We start from the raw sequence: 21,952 nt of genomic DNA on the forward strand, positions 1-21,952 counted from the left end.
GATTAAAAAGTGAGAAAAGCGATAGTTCGAGCTAGATCACGTTAAAGGGGCTTGGTTGAACAAAAAAGCTCCGAATTAACGGAGCATTTGTTTTGACGTCTTTATATTGAAGCGCGAGTTACACGTTACGCGTAGCGACGCACTAAGAGATTCCAACTGCGTTGTTGACGTTCAAATTCTTCCTTAATTTGTTGGTATTTTAATTTGGAAACGGATCGCTCATACTTTTTCACTACTGTTGCCGTTTTCTCGCCAAGTACTTCTTTGCGCGCTTCGTAGTACTCCTGCATGTGATGCACTAATGCGTCGAACTCCTTCTGAAGCTGATCGCGAATCGACTGGCTGTTTGGCTTACTCTCTAGTTTTTCTTTGGCTTTCTTCAATAACTGCGTCGCGCGTGCTTTTTCTATGCGAAACGTTGACGTCGTGCGAAGCTTCGTTGTTAACCCCAGCCAAGAACAAGATTTGATCAGCCATTTGGTTGGATCGTAGTGCCACCAGTAAACGCCATTACGGTAATCGTTCTCAAAGATGTGATGGAAGTTGTGGTAGCCCTCACCAAAGGTAAAGAATGCCAAAATGCCATTGTCACGAGCTGTGTTTTTATCGGTGAAGGTTTGTTTACCCCAAACGTGCGCCAATGAGTTGATAAAGAAAGTGGTGTGATGGCTCAAGAACAGACGAGCAGCACCGACAATTAGGAACATTCCCCAGATATCACCGTATAGAAGCCCAAGAGCCAGTGGGAAACCAATGTTCGTTGCGATAGCCAAAGGGACATAATATTTGTGCTGCCACACGACGATTTTATCTCGCTTCAAATCTCGACAATTAGTGTACTCATTCTCTTTTGATTTGTTGTAATCACGAAGCATCCAACCGATATGTGAATACCAGAACCCACGTTTTGCTGAGTATGGGTCTTTGTCGTTGTCGTCGACATGTTTGTGGTGAACACGATGATCGGATGACCAATGCATTGCACTGTTTTGAAGAGAGAAAGCACCACCGATGGCAAAGATGAATCGTAAAACTGGGTGAGCTTCGTAGGTTTTGTGACTCCAAAGGCGGTGATAGCCCGCTGTAATAGAGAGGTTGGTGAAACTAAAGGCAATAATGCCCCAGATCAGATGCTCCCAGCCTAAACCGAAGTGGTATGCATACCAAGGCAGTACAATAAAGGTGAGAATAAAACTGGCGGAAAATATCAATATATTCAACCAGATAAGTGGTGGTTTATTATGCTTCACAATGTGTCCCTAACTTTGAGCTAACAACTGTACGCCAGAATATCAGCGTACACGTGTAAGTCAAACTAAAGTTCGATGACTTTGTTTCGAGTTGTGACATTTCTATCGTTAAGCGAAAACTCGCAATAATTGGGTTTCGTTGGTGGGATATTTTGCTTTTAAACGAATAATGAGTAGTATTAATCAATGAGCTGTGGCTATAGATTTGTAAAATCTGCCAATAATATGCAGTTAATGAGGTGGAAAATGCCAAAGCTCGTTAGAGAAGCAATACAAGAACATAGGAATACGTAATGGAATTACGATTAGCGGAATATAAGGATTATGAACGCATCGCGCAGTTACACGCAGACAGTTGGAAGCGCCATTACCGTGGTGTGTTGAGTGATGGCTATTTGGATAGCGAAGCCATCGACGACAAACTGTTGATATGGCAAACGCGCTTAACCAATCCACCATTCAACCAACACATTGTTTTAGCCGAAGAGGGTGGTCTTCTTCTTGGTTTTGTTTGTGTGTTTGGTAATCATGATTTTGAACGTGGCAGCTTTATTGAAGCATTGCACGTAGATGACAGTTATCGCGGAAGAGGTATAGGCAAACAGCTACTTCTTGCGGTAGCGGAATGGCACCAGCAATACTTTAAGGACAGTGGTTTGTATCTTGAAGTCGTCTCTCAGAATGAACCTGCGGTTGAGTTTTATCAACATATTGGCGGGCAAGAGTGTCAGGAGCGAAACTGGAAAACTCCGGGCGGAAATGAAGTACTCGAAAAAGTGTTTCGTTGGTCTAACGCGCAATCACTAGTGAGTGGCATTGAAGAGAATGTCATTTACTCGTAACTTAGATTGAGTTTCCTTCAAGCATACAAAGAGCAGCACGTCGCTGCTCTTTTTTGTCTGCATAGGGATACCACTTAGAAGGTGAGTCCTAGTGCTTTGAGTTCTTGTTCACATTGTTCAGCATTCTCAAATTGAATCGCAGAGATTCCAAGTTTTCGAGCGCCTTCTACGTTATAAGGCATATCATCAAGAAAAACCGTCTCAGCAGCGATAAGTTGATGAGTATCAAGCAAGCTCTGATAGATCTCAGGCTGAGGTTTTAGCAAACCAAGCTCGGCGGAAACCGTCGTTCCATCAAATAAAGGCCAAAACTCATAGGTTGTTTTTAAGTGTTCAACAATCTCAACAACATTATCGGTTAATGCATACACGGAATAACCAGCACTTTTGATGCGTGTGAGGAGTTCTACGCTGCCAAAGATCAGAAGTTGTGTTTGCTTAACATAGTAAAAGAATCGCTCACATTCGTTGTGAGACAGCTGTTTCTCTGACTGGTAACGCTCTTTCGCCTCAGCTTCTGTGATTAAGCCTTTGTTTAAATCTAACCATATATCGTTTGCGAATAGTGCTTTAGCTTTTGCCTCAGCATCAACGTGATTGCCCAATGTCAATTTGACGATTTCTAAAGGTGACCATCTCACCATGACGTTGCCGATATCAAATACGACATTCTTAATTGAGTTAGCTTGCATAGGTATCCTTGGGTTAATTTGATTAGGTACGTGTTCAAATTCCGGTAATATCTTAATTGCAATATGTTTATGTAAAAATTGTTGCGTATAATCCGGTTTTTCAAATACTTTTCGATGTTATTTGACTAATTATCACCTTTATGAATGTAACGGATTGAATTTAAAGCAGACCGTCATAAACTTTTGAACAACACCTCGCTGTTTATGTGCGATAACTAATATATAATTATAAGAAAACAATGTAATAGACAGTTAAACGTTAGGGCTGAGTTAATTAAGTAATAATATGGACGCGATTCGCAAAGTTTATCAGTACGCAGAGCCAAACCTTACCTTAGTAGGGTGGATGGGCTTTGTGGGCTTCCCAATTTATTACGTGGTATGGGAATTCATGTTCCCACAACCGTATGAAAACTTGCCACTGAGAATTCTCTGCTCTTTCTTGTTCTTTGGTATCATTTATCGTAACCGCCTACCATTCGAGTGGCGAAAGTATCTGCCGGCTTTTTATCAAGTCGCAATTACCCTTTGTTTACCTTGTTTCTTCTTCTATATGTTGTTGATGAACAACTGGTCAAATGTTTGGGTAATGTCGTTTATGTCGGCGATATTCCTTCATATTTTGTTGGTTCATATTACTTGGGTTATGTTTGCCCAGACCTTTGCTGGTATTGGCTTGGCGACGTTTTTCGCTTGGGTAGCTCAAGGCTTTCATATTGAGCTCACCATGGATTGGACGCATGTACCAATCTTCTTGTTCATTTATCTATTTGGTAACTTGTTCTACTTCCGAAATCAAGTGGAGCACGAAGCAAAAGTTTCCTTGGCTAAGTCTTTTGGTGCGGGCATCGCCCATGAAATGCGAAACCCACTCAGCGGCTTGTTGACTTCAATTGATGTGATTCAATCAGTGTTGCCCAACCCGAAAGAGGGAAGAAAAGCGCAATACGAGCTGAGTGACGAAGATGTGACCTTATTGCGTGAAGTCAGTGACGATGCAATGAAAATCATTCACTCAGGTAACGAGACCATTGATTTACTGCTAACTTCAATTGATGAAAACCGAGTGTCGCGTTCGACGTTCCAGAAACACTCGGCTCAATCTGTCGTTGAAAGTGCAATTGAAAGTTTTAGCTACAAACGAGCGACTGACCGTTTTGCCATTTCGTTGGATGTGCGTAGTGAATTTGATTTCTTGGGCAGTGATACGCTGTTGAAGTACGTCATGTACAACTTGTTTAAGAATGCATTTCATCACCGAAGTTCGGAAGATTTTCATATTCACGTCACCATGTACAGTGACGATTTCAGCAATCAAATTGTGGTTACGGATAATGGTTCAGGCATCGCGCCTGATGTGTTGCAAAGCATTTTCCAAGACTTCTACACTACAGGCAAATCGGGTAGTTACGGCTTAGGTTTGCCTTTCTGTAAAAAGGTGATGCGTTCATTTGGGGGGGACATTCGGTGTCAGTCAGAAGTGGGCGAGTGGTCGCAATTTACGATGACCTTCCCGGCGATTAACTCAAATGAAGTCAAAGAGATCAAAAGTGAGTTAACCAAGCTAAAAACCACACTCTTTGTTAGTGAGCAAAACATTCTAGTGTCTAAAATGACGGACATTGCTCGGTTTATGGGCTTTAGCCTTACGGTGTTAGACGTTGATGCTCTGCTCAAGAAGAAAGAATATGAATTTGAATACGATTTGATTTTTGTCGATATCGAAAGCCTAGACGCCCGAGGCAGTCATATGGACAAAGTGGAGTCACTATTTTCATTCACTGAAGCTCGTATTGTTTATCTGTTTGAGCACCACCCAATTCAGAGAGCCAGAAAGGCATCTTTTGCACCGATTTGGGTGGAAACACAAGCGTGGTTACTCAACACAAAAGCAACCATTGATCGTTTGCTATACGACGCCAACTATGTGGTTCCTCAGGTATCAACGAAGCCGCTAGATGCAACGAACAAACGAACGATTATGGTCGTTGATGATAACGAATCCTTGCGTAAGTTCACGGCAATGTTACTTGAGAAGCAAGGGTTTGAAGTGATCCAAACCGAAGACGGTCAGCAAGCTATAAGCGCATTAGATACAAATGACATTGATCTCATCTTAATGGACATCGAAATGCCAGTGATGGATGGGGTAGAGACATCTCGTCGAATTCGAGCGTCAAACAAACCTTATGCTTCCGTGCCTATCATTGCCCATACGGGAGACAGTTCACCAGTGACTCTCGATAAAATTGGCTCGTCTGGCATGTCAGATTTTATTGTCAAACCGGCAGATAAAAACAGACTGTTCGATAAGATAGCGAACTGGATTTAATTCCATCGCCTAACGTACTCATTGCCTAGCATCATTATTGAAGAACGGAATGACGATAGAGCTCAGCATTGTGCTGAGCTCTTTGTTTTTCGGCAGCGACAAGCTTCCATTCAATTGTGCCGTTATCGATTCGTTATGCGAATTCTAGTTCTGGATGGTTAAATGCTTCCTGACAAGCGGTAAGTACGTGGTCCACATCGCGAGAAGTCATATCTGCATTGATTGAAAATCGGATGATGTTTTTGTTCTTACCTGTTGCTGGGCGACAGAATACTGCACCAAACACATTACGTTCTTCAAGAAAGTCACGTACACGTTCCGTATTTCTCTCGCTACCGCACTCCAAAGCGACAATTTGAGATTCACTACGGATATTAAAGCCAATTTGTTTTAATCCTGTTCTTAGCTCTTTAGCTCGGTTGAACAGTAAGGTTCGTTTATCGTCAGCCCCCTTAATCACCTCAAGCGTTTTTTCTAAGCGAATCACTTCTTGCGGCAATACCGTCGAGCTAAAAATCGCTGGATACGCGACAAATGGGAGTGTCTTAGCTAGCTTTTCAGGACCAAGAATAGCCCCCGCACGGTATGCGAATGTCTTAGCCAAACTTACCGTAATGAAATCAACTTGATCGGTTAACCCCAACGCTTTTACAAGACCCGCGCCATTTGGACCGTGAGTTCCAAGTGAGTGGGATTCATCGACGACCAATGCACAATCAAATTCACGTGCCATTTCGTAGATGTCGTGAAGTGGGGCGATAGTACCAATCGTGCTATAAACTGAATCGACAACAATCACACCGGAACCATGACGTTGGATCTGTTTACGCAAGTGGTTCATATTGTTGTGCATAAATGCATGCGCGTGTGCTCCCGCTGCTCGAATACCTTCCCATAACGACATATGCGCAAAAAAGTCGATATAGACGGGCGTATTTGGTGGGCAAATCGTTTGCAACAACCCGATGTTTGCCGCCCATCCTGATTGTGAGAGCAAGCAGCTTCCCATTCCCACGTAATCGGCGAGTTGGGTTTCAAATGCAGGCTTGGAAGTATCATCTTGCAGGAAGATTGCAGACATTACTACGTTGTCGTCATGCTCGGTAATTGCATCACGATGTGCCTTTTGAATCAGTTGGTTGTGGGATAACGATAAGTAGTCGTTGCTTTGCATGACCACCGCTCCGGATTGCGGTCGCTTACCCAAAACCAAGTGCTTCTGGTTCTCGTTTTGTTCGATCAAGTCTTGAATATAAAAGTCTAGGCGTTCCTCAACAAAAGAAGGAAGAGGTTTCGTTTTCAGTTTATCACTCATAATAATTTCTCTTAGTAATACGAAAAACGCCAGCGCTGACAGTTATATAGTTTTAACTGATATGAGAGATGTGTCATTGCCAATGTTGCATAAGTTTGCGTACGCTTGCAAACTCGGTATTTAAGGGTTGGGTGCGGTTTGGAATTCCTTACCTTTCGGGAGTCTAACTATGATGGAGCTTAGAAAATAACCGTTAAAATACATAGTAAATCACTATGAATTTGTTTGGTTTTTTCTACAAAAATTAACGAATAGATGTCAAATCACAACGCCATTTTGTGGCGTTTTAGCGTGGTTCGTTCCATTTAATGTGGTTAACGAGTCCGTGGATTTTCAAGCTGATAAAAAAGATATACCCACGTGACTTCGAGATGATGTCTTCAAGGTGAGGATTTCAGAGTGTTGTCATAGATTCGAGAGCAAGTACAACAACCAAGTGGAGTATCAAGCTCTTTTCAGATTGTTATAAACCTGGAAAATAGGCGAAAAAAAGCGCGTATAAAACGCGCTTTAAAACAGTGATTGAATAGGAACTATCGTTTGTTTCGTAGGTAACGCTTACGACGTTCTTCTTTGCGTTTTGCTTTCTCTTCTTCTTTACGAGCGGTTTCGATTTCTACTTCGATCAGCTCTTGAGTAATCATCTCTGGCAACTCAAGGGTGATTTGCCCTAAGGTGCCCTGACGAAGTTCGTGTAGAAGGATTTCAGATACCTTGTGTAGGTCTACACGACCACCCGCACGAAGTGCTCCACGACGACGACCAATTTCTTCCATGATTTCGATATCAGACTCTGGAAGCTCTTCGATTTGATAACGCTCTTTAAGCTTCTCTGGGTAATGAGCAGCTAGGTATTCGACCGTGTAAAATGCCACTTCATCGTATTCCATTGCGGTATCTTTCACCGCACCTGTTGCTGCGAGTCGGAAACCACTGTGCGGGTTTTCAACTTTTGGCCACAAAATTCCTGGGGTATCTGAAAGTACGATGCCATTTTGTAGGTTAATACGCTGCTGACGACGAGTGACCGCTGGTTGGTTGCCTGTTACGGCAATCGTGCGACCGGCAAGAGTATTGATAATGGTCGATTTACCAACGTTTGGAATACCCATGATCATGGTACGAATGTTCTTACCAATTTCTTCACGGTGAGGCGCTAGCTTGCGGCAAAGCTCCATAATCTTATGTACTTCACTCGTCTCTGACGTAGTGATTGCCATTGCTTTTACGTTTTGCTCTTTCTCAAGGTGATCAATCCACACTTGAGTTAACTCCGGATCAGCAAGGTCGCGTTTATTCAGTACCTTTACTACTGGTTTATCACCGCGAATTTGGGAGATCATCGGGTTTTCACTACTGAAAGGAATACGAGCATCCAGTACTTCGATGATCACATCCACTTGCGGGATTGCTTCTTCGATTTCTTTACGCGCTTTGTGCATGTGGCCAGGAAACCACTGGATAGAGTTGTTAACCATCTGAAAAATCGCCTTATTGTTTCATGGTTATGCTGGTGGGTTAATCAATTTACCTACATCACTAACGAGGATGTTAAGGGGAGCGGGGTATGTTTCCCCACTCAATACCACTACAGCGAGTCATGTGAGGATCTTAACACTTTATTGGATGGGCGGAAATGTTAGAGCAAGCTGACATCGCGATATTTAAGGGCTTGAGCGTTGCTTTGGCTTCGCTTTGGTTAGTTTCGAATCGAATATCAATGCCTCGGTAATGATGTGCCTTATCACGATAAAGAAAATGACATCCGGGTGATTCGAGCGTCAGACCAACAAGGTGCGTTATGAGGCATGTTTGTTTAATTCTTCGATCAGCTCTGCGCGTTCAGTTCTTGCTGCTAACATCATTTGCATGTTCACCAGAGGAGAGGGTGCTTTTCTGATGTATTGTGCGTAATCAACAGGAACGCCATCAACGATCAACTCTATGTGCAGGTGAGGTCCGGTTGTTCTGCCTGTGTTACCTGAGCGACCAATAGCTTGTCCTTTCGTTACGTGGTCACCTACGCGAACGTTGCTGCGTGATAAGTGCAAGTAGCGGGATATAGAGCCATTTGTGTGACGGATGTTTATATAGTTGCCTGCAAAACGATTGTAGCGTGATTTGATGACGACACCGTCTGCAATACTTTTTATCGGCGTTCCAATTGGGACTGCATAATCTGTCCCTAAATGAGGAACAATCAAACCGGTTACTGGATGTCTTCTCTTTAAATTAAAGCCGGAGCTAATTTTGTAAGCTTTCGCTAGTGGAAATGAATAATAAGGCTTTTGAATTAGCTTATTTCCATATTCATCGTAAGCATTGTCTTTACCATCATTAATAATGAAAAAGTCTCTTTTACTACCTGAGTAGTAAAAAGAACTAATGTATCTTTCATTATAACTATTGGTTTTGATTTTTACTGAAAATCGGTCGCCTTTCTGTGCTGAACCAATAATGTTGAACTCATCTTCGATTAACCTGAACAAAGATTTGATCTCATGCGGGGATAATCCGGAATTAATTAAAGAGGCAACAAAGGAGTAATCAATAATGCCTGTGGTGATCTTGGTGCGTTGAAAGTGTGCTTCATAAGTCTGCTCGATACTATTACTATTTATCTTATTGTAACTTTCTGTTTTTGCAGTTGATTTTGTGGGAGTAGTCTGAAGTTCTGGGGTGAGAAAGTAATGAGTCAAAGATACGCCAGCAATGATAACGAGTGCAATAAGAACAAGGGGTAAAGCAATATGCTGAGTCTGCTGTCTTAATATTAAACTTGTCATTAAATCGAAATTATGCTTATAGGCGAAAAATTGAGGGGAGTATAATATTTAAAATAAAATCTTACACGCCGTTAAGGGCAATTCCTGTGTTTTTACTAATTAAATAACGATAGATGTGAAGTGGCGCTGCTAAAGAGATTGAAAACTGCCTATTTCCTTAGCGTTTATGTTTGATTTTATGGTTATTTTGTCACGTTGAGAAAATTCTAGACAATAATATAATCGCGGCAAAATATACTCTGCCAAATTACTATGATCACTAAAAATACGCTAAAACCAACGTTAGGTCTCATGGCTGCTTCACTATTATTGAGTGCATGTGGCGGTGGGGGTGGGGGTGACAGCACGCCGCCAGCTAGGAAGACAGGAAGTATCTCAGGAAACGTTTTTGACGCTCCCGTCAATGGTGCGAAGATCGAGGTGTTTGAATACAAGAACGGAAAAGTTGGCAGGTTGCTTGCCAACACGACTTCTAACGCCTTCGGTGATTACAAGCTTGAATTCGAATCTTCATCGATGCCTTTGTATGTAGTTGCGCAACAAGGAAGCTATACCGATCCGCTTACGAAAGAGATCGTATCGTCAAGTGCAGGTAAGACTTTGCGCCTAGAAGGTGTCGTCAACTTTAGTGAAGGCAGCAACCAGACATTAATGCTGACGCCTTTAACTAATATTGTTTCTGGTTTGGCAAAGTACAAAATTGCAGAAGGGGCATCTGGGGCGGATGCTATTTCTAAAGCATTGAGTAGTATCAATGGTATGTATGGGTTCAATGTCAATGAAACCACACCGATTGACATAACTAAAGGCGGTCAGAGTAGCTTTGCTACACCCGGACATCAGTACGGTGCGTTGCTAACGGCTTATTCTTCTTACTCTTATGATTTGATAGAGAAATACGGTCAGTCTAAAGACAATATATATACCTCAATGCATCTTGCAGACATTCAATTCCGCGATGTTATTGCAGACGGTCTTTTAGATGGCTTAGAAATTAGTGAGTCTACAGGTGCTGTTACTCCACTTACGTTTGGTCAGCAGAAAGTCACCAGTGACGTTTATACGCAAGATCTTTCGCAGCAAATTTTAATTGTGGTGAACGATCCCAAGCTCAATGTTTCTGGAACCGATGCTGATGATTACGTGGCGTTTAGCCAACAAGTCAATGATTTGGGGACTCATGGTCAGGCTGATGGCGTTATTCCGCCTCGCGACGAGACGGAAATTGACACAATTCCGCCAACTGTTACTCGCACAGATAGTGACGTTTTAGCTGGCACAGATAACGTCGATCTCAGAATCAACGACGATATTGGCGTTCAATCTATTTCTGCTTATGTTGAATACAAACTAAACGGCATTTGGTCAGGAGAATTTAAATGTAGTGACCAGCAAACTTCCGGTAGTGAGTTCTGTTCGGTAGATGCTAGCGGCTTTGAAGTTGGTGTTCGTGAAACAAACATCAAAGTAAGCATTGATACCAATGCGATTGATGCTGTAGAGCGTGATTCGGATACTGGTCTTTCTAATGTATCGGATGCTCGTTTGGTCTTTTACACTGCAGACGTTTTAGGTAATGAACTTGTTCCTGGCAGTAACAAAGGTCACTACGTTAATTTTTATTGGGATAATGACGCGCCTGTTATTACGGTGAGTTCAGCGAGCGCGATCAACAAGCAGCTTCCCGAATATGTGTTAAAAGGGACTGTTAAAGAGGCATCTCAAGACATTAAATCGGTTAACGTCTCCTTCAAAAACGGTTTACCAGAAGAGCTCAGTTGTACTCCGGTTATCACTGAGTCAGGCAGTGCTTGTGAATTCACCAGTAAACCTTATTCGACAGAAGAATTCTTATCTACGACTACGTTTGATATTACGGCGAAGGACACAAAAGATAATGTCGGTAAGCTAACATTTACCGTCAGTCGCGATGACCAAGCTCCAGCTCAGATCGTTGCTTACCCTGAAGGGGCGTCGATGAACTACGTCAATGTAAACCTTGATGGGGAGCGATCGACATACGAGGGGGTTTACACACAAGATACTTATACTTCTGATAACGTGCAGTCGAGTCGTGACTACTTGAAGATCGACTACGTCTACGCAAGCTCAGGTTTGAAATCTCTTGATGGTGTCGACTTCGCAAACTTTAACGTTAACTTATTAAAAGAAAAGAAAATTCCTTATGTAAAGGTTCGAGTTTCCGATGTGAGTTCAGACACTGTCTTGGGAACGAGTGCTGACAAACTGAAGCTAGTGGTCAAGTACTATGTAAGCCCAAACAATGATGGTCAATATGCCTTCCAAGAGAGAACACAAACAGTAGCCTCAACAGAAGACGTTACCGCAAATATTCCTCACGAAACGATCATGGACAGCAACGGTCGAGTCAGCGAAGTTATCTATTATGTTCCTTTCGTAAGAGAAATCCTTGGTGAAGGCTTTAAGAACGTTTCTGAAAATGCGAGCCAAAAGCTGGAAATCCAAACCATCGATGAATCTGAAAACGTGAGTGCTGCGCAAGTCGTTTACTTCAGAAGCAGTTTTGACTTGCCGACAATGACTGTCGTGACGCCTTTTATTGGTGCGCGAGTGCAATTAGAAGGGTTGAACCCCAATGGCGAATTCACATCTTTAGCTAGTTGTACCACCATCCAGCAACCTGAAAGTGATCAGACAACCGCGCTTGACGTCGCGGTGTGTGAAACCACAACTGATGTGGTGAATTACGAATTCATGCGCGTACGTTTAATCGGTGTAGAAGGGACGGATCCTCATTACTACCAATGGAAAGATGATGAGGGTAAAAAGGCGAGTGTAAACTTAAATAACGCCAATATAGGTGCATATTTTGAGCTTGATGGCTCAAACACTTATTACATCACTGAGCTTGCAACCTACCAAACGGGTTTGTTTGATTATCGTTGGAACCAAGTAGAAGCAGGAGATAAAACGTCAGAACGTGCATCGCAAATTCTTACTGATGTGAAATACGCTTTATCGGGTGCCAACAGTAACAACAGCTCATTCTTTGGCTTTGACCCGACCGTGACGGCTTATGCCACGAACGAGATGTTAGAGAAACCAATACCTAATGTTTTGACCAATGACTACTTACATCGATTCCTTGCTGAGGCCATCGATGGTTTGGCGCAAAACCTGCCGAGGAACAACTCTTCTGATTTTGCCTCTGCTATCTATGATGATCTTAGCTACGATGGTAAAGCAAATGGTCTTGGAGCTGGTGGTAACAAAATCAAACTAGATGATTATGAGTTCAGTTCTGACACTTACAGGAAAGACCTTGCTCAGTCGTATTACAACATCATGACGGGTAAGTATCAGATTCCTGATAATATTGCTCAGCTATATGCTGATGATATTTCACAGGCAAACCCAAAACTTGGCAGTGACAGTATCTTTGATAGTGAAGGTGGAAGTATTGATGTATATCCACCGGAGAAAACGTTGAAGATAGTAACTGGTCGCCAAACGATGGTTGGTAACAAACGTTATGTCGCGGGGGAAGTGGTTTCCCAAGTCGTTTTGGAAGACCCATCAGGTATTGTCGAAAAGGGCGATAATGCACCTAAATTCAAAAGTATGTGGTATGCGGGAAGCAATCCAAATACGGCTATTCCACTGGATCTAAACATAGAAGAGTCAGGCGAGAGTGGGAAGTTCAAAAAAGAGTACTTCTTTACGCTTAACTCAGAGTCATCAGACTTAAAGGATATTATTGAATTTGCACTGGAGATAAGTGCGTTTGATACCAAAGGCAATGGTTATTCTGAGTCCAACCCACATTTAGAACGCCTTTATGTAGATAACGATTATCCGAAGGCGAGTTATGAGCCTCCCAAAGACATCAATGATGAAGAAATCAAAGATGGTGTTTACCTAAGCGTTAAGAGTAACATTCACGATCTGACTTTTATCTTAGATGATGTCGTTGGTGATAAGCTCGATAAGCGTAGTCTTCTACTTTACAAAAGTTCAGGCGAAAAATATCCAGTTTCGTATGAGCAGTTTTATAAGAATGAAACAAAACGATTTGTAGTACGACTATGCAGCCAGAAAGACTGTTCGGGTCAAGGAGTCACCATCAACCCAGGGGATGGTAACTGGTTCGCAGTCGCTAGCGCAGAAGATAATTTGGGCAATGCCGTATCTGATGCCGATAGCGGTGCGCCAAGGTTCCGCATCTACATCGATTCTGAAGCTCCAGTTGTTAATGATGCGAATATTGTTGAACGATTGGGTGGCAACAGTGTTTGGACACCGATCATTGATTGGGGCGAACTCAGTCAGGGAAGTAACGTAAAGATTGAGTTGAGCAAAGGTTCGGGTCAGACCCAGACATTAGAGGCGTGTGACCCTGTAGCAAGTAGTTGTGATGAACCGTACCTTATTGGCGAGCAGCCAGATATTAAAGTTCAGTTGGTTGCAAATGCCTTTAGTTATGATGCTACCAATGAATTCTACGTGACGGCGACAGATACAGCGTATCCGAAAAACGAAAGTAGAAAAGGTACGTTTACCTTCAAAGTTGATAACGAAGGGCCAACTATTTTACTTTCTACCCCTTGGGTTGAAGACGCTTTAACAAAGGAAAATGCAGTCGTTGGTCGTAATTTCAACGTGCTTTTTGATGGAGTGACAGATGATTCGAAAATCACGGAGGTCTCGTTATTCCAAGTTGGACAAGCAGATGCGCTGAAAACATTCAAACCCGCAGAACCAAGCCAAAAGTTTCCCATGCCACTTGTCGAGAGTGATACTGACAAAATTGATATGCCGGGTGAAGGGAACAGTGTCAGCCTTTACGTCAAAGCGAAAGATATTCATGGCTTTGAGAGTCAATCCAACACAAATAGCGTCATTTTTGACAATCAAGGTCCAGATTTTAACTTGGTTGGTCACGATGAAAGTAGCTATTACGTCAACGATTATGTGTTTGAGCTGAGAGCCGTTGACTTGGGCGCAAGCGGCAATGTTTCTGTTGAAGGTGTTGATAGAGAAAATCTAGAGTTCTGGATATTTGAGGATGCAGAGCCGCCTTTTGGTACGCAAGGTACGGACATAGTTAATGCCGAAACTCTAAAGGTTCCTTTAGGTGGTTTGAGTGATGGTGAGCATACTATTAGGATCAAAGGTCTTGATGTTCGTGGTAACTCTTCCCAAAAAGATTTCCGGTTTAATGTAAGTAACAAGGTTCCTCAACTGGATTTAAAAATCACTAACATTGCGAACGGTGAAACAATAGATCGCGTCGTATATGACGAAGGTGACATCAAGCTGACGTTAAAAGTAACGGATGTGAGTGGTGTAAAGAACATTGTTTCTACTTATAAATACTCCGGTGAGAGCAAAGCTACGGACTTTCAGTTCGATGAAGTTGTGGGTGAAGAGGGTACGTGGACTGCTACCTTGAAAGAGTCTGAGTTAAAAGCTGATGGTAACTATGAACTCAGTATTAGTGTTTACAACAATGTCCAGCATAACAGCGACGATAATCCATTAGTCAGCAAGATAAACCACACGCTTAGTGTTCAGCGTAATGGTGTTGCTCTTGATGTATTAAAACCAACTCAAGACTTTCAAAACTATGTCTCTAATGGTGTGCTGGATGTCACATTCATAACGCTAAGTGAAGTTAAAGCGCAGCAAATTCAGTGCTGGGTTCGTCAAGAGTACGATGGTAATGAAGTCCCTGATGAGAACGAAAAGCCAACTTCTGGCAAGAAGAATATATCTCCAGGACAAGAACCTAGTTGTACCGTTGACTCTGAAAGTACCTCATTGTCACCGGCAATATTGATTGTTCAAACTAAGGGCACGAATGGCGCGGTAGCGGTTCAGAAATTTGACTTTAAAATGATGGACTCAGACTCCCCAGTAGTCACTCAACCAGCTACTGATACTTATCAATTCTCTGGTGGTGAAGTAACCCACAACCCTGGTGATGACACGAAGTTTCTAGCGTTCGAGCTTATGTTTAAAGATGAATTATCAGGAGTGAACATCACCAATGAAGACAACTACCCTAAAATAATTCGGAAAGCGGGAGCGATTCCTTTTAGCGCAGAAAGTTGTGTATTAAATGCGGATGGTCAGGTTGTGTGTCGCTACAAGGAAAAGTACTCCGACATTATCCAAAAGACCGCAGTTACACATGATTACAAAGTAACAAACATTAAAGACAATGCAGGTAATTTAGCCCTAGATCATGAGTTTGAATTTTTGTTACCGACTGAAGATCCAATCGTTGAAATTATCAGCCCAAGTGAAGGCAACGTTCTAAATGGTAAAACTCTTGATGTAGAGTTTAGAGTGAAACTGAGTAAAAATTCAGAACTAGAAAACGTAGAAGTCACCTTTGGTGACGAGTCCTACAATCTCAAAACGGATGATAACTTTGAAAAGTTCAAGCCTTGTGGTGTTGATGGAGAATATCGTTGTTCTATTTTCCATAGTGACCAATTAGAAAGCTCTCTAGAAAACAAAGCACTGACTGTAAATGTGACTGCCACAGATGTTTGGGATAACCGTGGAAGTGCAGCAGTTAAAGACATTCGATTCGATAATACTGCCCCAATTATTGGGGATGTGATCACGGTTTCAGAGCAACCAAACGATAAGGTTAGGTTCACTTTTGATGAGATGAGAGATGAAGTCAGTGGACTCGCTACGGTTAAATACACAGTGCGTGTGCTCAACTTTGAAGAAGAAAAAACGGAGAATGTGACCTATTTCGAGTTGCCTAAAGATCAGATCGCAGGTCGTGATGAAATCAGAGTTGAGGTTATCGCGACTGATGCTGTCGAAAACTTTGAGTCCGCAACAAAAACTGTTTATTTAAAAGCGCCAACAGTAACACTTGCTTTTGATGGCATTGCTGGCTTGCAAGGAAACAAGCTAGCGTTTGTAGATGAGAATCAATCATTTACGATTACCTCTAAAGATAGTGAGCACGTCAAGGCTTCTAGCTACTCTGTAGATATGATTCCGAAGGTTGGGGATACGCTTAATTTCAAGGGAAATATAACGTCATCAACGGCGTCAGGCACTATGGTGTTTGATGCCGATGACCAGGCTGAGTACACGTACAAAGTCACTGTCATAGATTCCATAGGACGTTCGATTACAGACTTTGAGCTTTTCGATAAATCTTATGATGCCAAAGGTCTCGACTCTGTTGTTGACCATGAGATACCAGTTATCACGGGTGTTCGCGCTGATCAAGTTTCTATGACTCCGACAGGTGATAAATACAATTTGGATGTAACCGCTTATGTTTCAGATAAAAACTTAAGTTCAGTCACATCAACGGCTGATAATGGGGCAGGGGTAATTGTTGGTCCACAATCAATCACACAGCCTGCCAACGATAGCGACCCGTATGTAATGCACTACCTATTATCAAAAGGAGACTACACGATAAAAGTAGTGGCGTCGGACCTCGTCAACCATAAGGCTGAAGAAACGATAACGCCGACAGTGGAAGCTGCAAGTGTCCCAGAACTCACAATATCGAGCTCTGGGAGTGCTCCATTAGCTGGTGGTGTTGAAGTTCAGCTTACGTTTAAGTTTACGGAAGACGTCAAAAACTTTGAGTTCTCTGATGTAAAACTCGAAGCAAGTGATGGAAGTGATGTTGGAGAGCTGAAGCTTCTATCTTGGAACAAAACTGATGACAAAACATGGACTGTCAACTACTTAACTCCAGAAAGGGCGGATAAAGATATAACCATACGGGTCGATGATGGTAGCTATGAGAGCGTCAATACTATCCCCGGAATTGGGGATAGTTTGCTTCTAGGGGTTGAAGGTGTGTTGCCAACACTGACTAAGGTGACGTTTGACCCGATACATCAGGAAATCGGCAAATCTGTCAACATCCAGCTTGAGTTCGACAAAGAGTTGCAAGAAGCGACTGCATCACTAGGAAGTAATAACGTTACATCACTAGCGGTGACCGCAAATAAGAAGGTGTGGACAGGCACAGTTGAGGTTCCGAATGTACCGGAAGCTAGCGTTGGTCTTGTTGTCAGTCAATATAAAGACTTAGTGGGTAATGTGGGCGAAAACAATGCCTCAAACGCATTGCCAATAACTCCAACCTTAACGGTTGAGAATATCCGTGATGTCAATTCAACTGACGCTGCGACAGTAGCAGTCAGTGGCGGTAGCACGCGCTTCGAGACCACCGACACATTAACCATCAAAGCGGTTGATACGGACGGTAAAGAAGTCACGAAAACCACCACTGCGAATGCTCTAGGTCAATGGAATACATCCTTGGATGTCACGAGTCTAAAAGATGGCAGTATTACAGTGACTGTTAATGGCACGAACGATTTGAAAGCCGTGGCGAAAGAGGTGTCTACAGCGTTCACTCTGACGCAAACCAAACCAACGGTTGATGATAGCCAAACGTCTATTTCACCGCAGTACGCAGCGGCGGGTGAGGCCGTCACAGTGACAGCTACATTCGATAAAGAAGTGACGACTCCAACAGGTTCAACTCTAGGTACTGCGGCGATCAACTGGACGCCACAGGTTGGCACTCACACCCAATGGGAAGGTTTAGTTCAAGTGGCAGCGGTAGCCGATTCAGTGAAGAGCGTAGAGTTAACGCTGCAAGGCTTTGAGGATGCAACTGGCAATGCTGGTGAGCCGTTCACATTGATTAAGGCGTTAGCTATGACACCAACTTTAACGGTTGAGAATATCCGTGATGTGAATTCAACTGGCGCTGCGACAGTAGCAGTCAGTGGCGGTAGCACGCGCTTCGTAACCACCGACACATTAACCATCAAAGCGGTTGATACGGACGGTAAAGAAGTCACGAAAACCACCACTGCGAATGCTCTAGGTCAATGGAGCACATCCTTGGATGTCACGAGTCTAAAAGACGGCACCATTACCGTGACTGTTAATGGCACGAACGATTTGAAAGCCGTGGCGAAAGAGGTGTCTACAGCGTTCACTCTGACGCAAACCAAACCAACGGTTGATGATAGCCAAACGACTATTTCACCGGAGTACGCTGCGGCGGGTGAGACCGTCACAGTGACAGCTACATTCGATAAAGAAGTGACGACACCAACAGGTTCAACTTTAGGTACTGCGGCGATCAATTGGACGCCACAGGTTGGCACTCACACCCAATGGGAAGGTTTAGTTCAAGTGGCAGCGGTAGCCGATTCAGCGAAGAGCGTAGAGTTAACGCTGCAAGGCTTTGAGGATGCAGCTGGCAATGCTGGTGAATCGTTTACTTCAAGCAAAGTGTTAGCTATCACGCCAACCTTAACGGTTGAGAATATCCGTGATGTCAATTCAACTGACGCTGCGACAGTAACAATCAATGGCGGTAGCACGCGCTTCGTAACCACCGACACATTAACCATCAAAGCGGTTGATACGGACAGTAAAGAAGTCACGAAAACCACCACTGCGAATGCTCTAGGCCAATGGAATACATCCTTGGATGTCACGAGTCTAAAAGATGGCAGCATTACCGTGACTGTTAATGGCACGAACGATTTGAAAGCTGTGGCGAAAGAGGTGTCTACAACGTTCACTTTGACGCAAACCAAACCAACGGTTGATGATAGCCAAACGACTATTTCACCGGAGTACGCTGCGGCGGGTGAGACCGTCACAGTGACAGCTACATTCGATAAAGAAGTGACGACACCAACAGGTTCAACTTTAGGTACTGCGGCGATCAATTGGACACCACAGGTTGGCTCTCACACCCAATGGGTAGGCTCTGCCCAAGTGGCAGCAGTAGCCGATTCAGTGAAGAGCGTGTCGTTAACGCTGCAAGGTTTTGAGGATGCAACTGGCAATGCTGGTGAATCGTTCACATCAAGCAAAGCGTTAGCTATCACGCCAACTATTATGCTCGAAACCATCAATGATGTATCAGGTGCGACAACGGTAACCGTCAATGGTACCAGTACTCGTTTTGAGGTAGATGACACAATCGAAATCAAAGCTGTTGATAGTGTTGGCGTAGAAGTAACAGGGAATACACTTGTGCTTGTCGGCGGAGCATGGACGATCGATTTAGACCTTTCAACCCTAAAAGATGGTGTCATTACTGTCTCCGCAAAAGGCACTAACGCGTTATCTGCGACAGCTGATGAGGAGAGCACAACATTCAATTACGACAGTACGACGGCTCTTGTTATTCCAAAGTCTTGGGATAAACATCATGGTGATATCCCCTTGCTTAATGCAGCCTAATTGAAAGCGAGCTCTTAGCTCGCTTTTTTTACCTAGATTTAAGTGATCTAAATCAAACGATTCGCTTTTTATAATAATTTAACCGGATGATTCAATGGTCTTTCTACAAGGTGAATTATCTAGAATACCTATAAGTATTTTGTTTTTAGATGGTGTTGGTGTGATTGTGGTGGTCAATTTAGATATGTAATGGTGAATATGCCACGTTGAGAATATGTCGCAATATTATATAGTTACGGCTGATTGCTATACCCCAAGTATAGAGTTCTGCAAACGATAGGGTACAACCTATCACTTGTGTAATCGTATTGAAGTGACACCAACCTAGCATCACGTCAAAACGGTTATGCGTTTTTGTGGGTGTGATAAGCACTCACCTTTTTATTCACGCTTTCTCAGTAGTAATTAACCAACGTATTGTTACTGGGGAAGCTGCTCCCTTTAGAGCCTTGGCTTGCCGCTATATTTTGGTCTATTGAAATTGTTAACTTCTGCCCAAAAACGAAAAAAAAACGATTTCTGAAAATATAACTTTTGAAAGGTTTGGGTGGTTATTGTGCCTTTATTGCTAGTGATAATTACCAATAAGCCTGTCTTTTTGTTGTTTTTAATGGTTTTAACCTTTTCGTCGTTTTCTCTATCTGATTGAATGTTATAAATTTAATTAGTAGCATTGAGCCACCAAATCGTACTTGTAAGCCTTATCAGCTTAAATGTCACCGCAACCATATTTACGATGTTGGTTGTGGAGAATCCAAATGCATTTAGTTTGCAAATTTATACCTAGCTCGAAGCTATCCTCCAACGAGCTATCTTATGTTCTTACGCCAGACGAGTGTATAGGGCAGCTTTCGCGTTTGCGAAATTCAGATGATATTCTTAGAAACCTCCCTAAAGAGTTTGCACAAAAGATTTCTCTCTCTGCCAAGAAAACGACCAGCGGATTGTTAGCTGCGATCAGAATCGAATTGGGCAAAGGTAGCTGGGTTCCATTATCTTCCTTCGCTCGTAGGTCGCCATTAACGGATTCTCAGTTGCAAAGTTTCCCTAGGCTTAAAACACTCGTTGACTCTGTTTCTGCTTCGAATGAAAGCAAAGTTTTCAAAGCGGGTTATAAGCAGGTTACTGATGATGTTGCTCTAGTTCGCAGTTACACGCATGTACCTTCTGAGCCAAGCCCAGATCAAAAAATCGTTGTCGAGTTTGCGGGGCAGTGGTCTAGCAATGCAGCATGTTTGATGTTGGGAAAAACCGAAGCTCAAAAAGAAAAAGTGACTGTAGGCAAGGCCGATACCGAAAACAAACACCGCAGCCTCGCGACGTTTAAAGATCTCGATGCTGAAGGTAAAACGCTTTATATCAAAATTCCTTGCTCCGACCAGCCTCAGCCAATCTTGCTTAAACTCGCCGAAGACCTTCAGCCCGTTGATAAAGAAACTCAGATGGATGAGTGGGATAACGTGTTGGTGCCTGTGGTTGCAGTTCATAAAAGTGATTCAGGGTATGTATCTATTGAAAGCGGTTATATTTATGTCGTTTGGCAATCAGAAGTTTGGCGAGAAATCCAAGTTCAAAACGACGGACGCTTTTCTGATGTCGATCTATCACTCTACCAAAGCACTAAGTCCTCGCCTCAAAGATCAGTCGATATTAGCTTATATGACGAAGACTCCGAAGCATTTCTGTCAGGGGAAGCGTTTCAGTTGTACCAATACGGTAAAAAAGTCTATGAGGGTGTGTTGGACGAATATGCTTGCGCCCGTGTTTTTGGTCTTACTGCAGAAGAAGTTGAGGTAGTGGTCGCTGATTGGCCTAACGAAGGCGAAACATACACAGAATTACTTCAAACCGAGTTGAGTCCATTTAAGGCTGGAAGTAAAACTAAGAGAGAGCCGCTTGGTGTTCCTTTGCCTCATATTTGGCTTCCATACAAAATAAACGGCAGCGTACAAAGTGATGTTGCTCTTTATTATTCTCGGGCTCAACTCAATACTCAGCAACTCAATGAATTAAAGAGCGGGAATAACGAGAAAGCGATTAAAGTAGACCTCAGTGATTATTCTTCTGCTCATAACTTTGATGCGAGCTCCGAACCTGTGATTTCGCTGCCGAATCTAGATACTCAAGTGCTAAGCAAATCAGATTACAATGTCGTCAGTCAAAAAGAGCAGGGTGTTGCTGCTGCTGTTGTTAATTCCCCAAGTGAAGGCATTGTAATCACGTATAAAAGCAACCCTCAGTGCGATCAACCGGATGATTATTTCCAACTGACGTGTGTTGATGAAACATGGAGCCAAAAGATTTTTTTGCGCGAGGCTGAGTTTGTGGATCAGTATTGTAAAGAAGTCGTGTTTAGTGGTTGGTTACCAGAAGTTAAAAGGGCCAATCTAACCCGTCATTGTAGATCTCATAACTCAGATAAAACGGTCTTAATGTCAGTAATTTATCAAGACATTGAACTCACGGAACTATTATAAA

Annotated in this window: 9 protein-coding genes; 4 read left to right on the plus strand and 5 right to left on the minus strand. The window is 42.9% G+C overall.

Going from position 1 to position 21,952, the window contains the following annotated elements; genetic code table 11:
• Positions 1–125 precede the first annotated feature (125 nt).
• Positions 126–1,250 carry an acyl-CoA desaturase gene (locus OH459_RS23455; RefSeq protein ID WP_017188909.1) on the minus strand — a complete coding sequence of 375 codons (1,125 nt, stop codon included), beginning with the start codon at positions 1,248–1,250 and terminating at the stop codon, positions 126–128.
• Between the two features lie 293 nt (positions 1,251–1,543).
• Between OH459_RS23455 and OH459_RS23460 the strand changes: the two genes are divergently transcribed.
• Positions 1,544–2,092: a GNAT family N-acetyltransferase gene (locus OH459_RS23460; RefSeq protein WP_005447141.1), complete on the plus strand. Its 549-nt coding sequence runs from the start codon at positions 1,544–1,546 to the stop codon at positions 2,090–2,092.
• Between the two features lie 74 nt (positions 2,093–2,166).
• On the opposite strand, the gene OH459_RS23465 is transcribed toward OH459_RS23460, so the two are convergent.
• Positions 2,167–2,784 (minus strand): HAD family hydrolase, encoded by a 618-nt coding sequence (locus OH459_RS23465; RefSeq protein ID WP_038899140.1) that lies wholly within the window; start codon positions 2,782–2,784, stop codon positions 2,167–2,169.
• Positions 2,785–3,070: 286 nt separating this feature from the next.
• On the opposite strand from OH459_RS23465, the gene OH459_RS23470 reads away from it, so the two are divergent.
• Entirely contained in the window at positions 3,071–5,116 is a 2,046-nt protein-coding gene (locus OH459_RS23470; protein WP_005447137.1) for a hybrid sensor histidine kinase/response regulator, read from the plus strand.
• Positions 5,117–5,249: 133 nt separating this feature from the next.
• Here the strand turns inward: OH459_RS23470 and cqsA are convergent, their stop codons facing one another.
• From cqsA to OH459_RS23485, 3 genes are all read right to left on the minus strand, one after another.
• Positions 5,250–6,431, minus strand: a complete 1,182-nt coding sequence (gene cqsA, locus OH459_RS23475; protein WP_026000191.1) for an alpha-hydroxyketone-type quorum-sensing autoinducer synthase — start codon at positions 6,429–6,431, stop codon at positions 5,250–5,252.
• A gap of 533 nt (positions 6,432–6,964) precedes the next feature.
• Entirely contained in the window at positions 6,965–7,909 is a 945-nt protein-coding gene (gene ylqF / locus OH459_RS23480) for a ribosome biogenesis GTPase YlqF (protein ID WP_005447133.1), read from the minus strand.
• Positions 7,910–8,230: 321 nt separating this feature from the next.
• On the minus strand, positions 8,231–9,217 hold the full coding sequence (locus OH459_RS23485) for a peptidoglycan DD-metalloendopeptidase family protein (RefSeq protein WP_269989020.1): 987 nt from the start codon (positions 9,215–9,217) through the stop codon (positions 8,231–8,233).
• A 291-nt stretch (positions 9,218–9,508) separates the two neighbouring features.
• Between OH459_RS23485 and OH459_RS23490 the strand changes: the two genes are divergently transcribed.
• Together OH459_RS23490 and OH459_RS23495 are read left to right on the plus strand one after the other, a co-directional pair.
• On the plus strand, positions 9,509–19,474 hold the full coding sequence (locus tag OH459_RS23490) for a tandem large repeat (RefSeq protein ID WP_269989021.1): 9,966 nt from the start codon (positions 9,509–9,511) through the stop codon (positions 19,472–19,474).
• Positions 19,475–20,232: 758 nt separating this feature from the next.
• The gene (locus tag OH459_RS23495) at positions 20,233–21,951 is read left to right on the plus strand and encodes a hypothetical protein (protein WP_269989022.1); all 1,719 of its coding nucleotides are present in this window, start codon (positions 20,233–20,235) and stop codon (positions 21,949–21,951) included.
• The last annotated feature ends 1 nt before the right edge of the window (position 21,952 follow it).

Source organism: Vibrio sp. MM46 (assembly GCF_027587135.1).
Lineage (GTDB): Bacteria > Pseudomonadota > Gammaproteobacteria > Enterobacterales > Vibrionaceae > Vibrio > Vibrio harveyi.

What these genes read in the sequence shown, in the direction of transcription:
- OH459_RS23460 (WP_005447141.1), top strand. Translation starts at nt 1,544, where the DNA reads ATGGAATTACGATTAGCGGAATATAAGGATTATGAACGCATCGCGCAG.
- OH459_RS23465 (WP_038899140.1), bottom strand. Translation starts at nt 2,784, where the DNA reads ATGCAAGCTAACTCAATTAAGAATGTCGTATTTGATATCGGCAACGTC.
- OH459_RS23470 (WP_005447137.1), top strand. Translation starts at nt 3,071, where the DNA reads ATGGACGCGATTCGCAAAGTTTATCAGTACGCAGAGCCAAACCTTACC.
- cqsA (WP_026000191.1), bottom strand. Translation starts at nt 6,431, where the DNA reads ATGAGTGATAAACTGAAAACGAAACCTCTTCCTTCTTTTGTTGAGGAA.
- ylqF (WP_005447133.1), bottom strand. Translation starts at nt 7,909, where the DNA reads ATGGTTAACAACTCTATCCAGTGGTTTCCTGGCCACATGCACAAAGCG.
- OH459_RS23485 (WP_269989020.1), bottom strand. Translation starts at nt 9,217, where the DNA reads ATGACAAGTTTAATATTAAGACAGCAGACTCAGCATATTGCTTTACCC.
- OH459_RS23490 (WP_269989021.1), top strand. Translation starts at nt 9,509, where the DNA reads ATGGCTGCTTCACTATTATTGAGTGCATGTGGCGGTGGGGGTGGGGGT.
- OH459_RS23495 (WP_269989022.1), top strand. Translation starts at nt 20,233, where the DNA reads ATGCATTTAGTTTGCAAATTTATACCTAGCTCGAAGCTATCCTCCAAC.